The 772-nt window shown below is 35.9% G+C and carries 1 protein-coding gene; it reads left to right on the top strand.

Annotation, left to right across the window (positions count from 1 at the left end):
* Window positions 1-772 (top strand): GA module-containing protein (locus tag IDG60_RS17735; protein ID WP_206161008.1); only part of this gene is annotated, 772 nt, incomplete at both ends.

The following is a 772-nucleotide window of genomic DNA, read 5'->3' as shown; positions in this document are numbered from 1 at the left end:
CAGAGGCAAACCAAGCTAAGGATCAATTAAATACAGCACGTCAAGGTTTAACATTAGATAGACAGCCAGCGTTAACAACATTACATGGTGCATCTAACTTAAACCAAGCACAACAAAATAATTTCACGCAACAAATTAATGCTGCTCAAAATCATGCTGCGCTTGAAACAATTAAGTCTAACATTACGGCTTTAAATACTGCGATGACGAAATTAAAAGACAGTGTTGCGGATAATAATACAATTAAATCAGGTCAAAATTACACTGACGCAACACCAGCTAATAAACAAGCGTATGATAATGCAGTTAATGCGGCTAAAGGTGTCATTGGAGAAACGACTAATCCAACGATGGATGTTAACACAGTGAACCAAAAAGCAGCATCTGTTAAATCGACGAAAGATGCTTTAGATGGTCAACAAAACTTACAACGTGCGAAAACAGAAGCAACAAATGCGATTACGCATGCAAGTGATTTAAACCAAGCACAAAAGAATGCATTAACACAACAAGTGAATAGTGCACAAAACGTGCAAGCAGTAAATGATATTAAACAAACGACTCAAAGCTTAAATACTGCTATGACAGGTTTAAAACGTGGCGTTGCTAATCATAACCAAGTCGTACAAAGTGATAATTATGTCAACGCAGATACTAATAAGAAAAATGATTACAACAATGCATACAACCATGCGAATGACATTATTAATGGTAATGCACAACATCCAGTTATAACACCAAGTGATGTTAACAATGCTTTATCAAATGTCAC

The sequence above is a fragment of the Staphylococcus sp. EG-SA-2 genome, from assembly GCF_017152085.1.
Note: the sequence above shows the minus strand (reverse complement) of the source record. Positions and strands in the feature narration are given on the sequence as shown.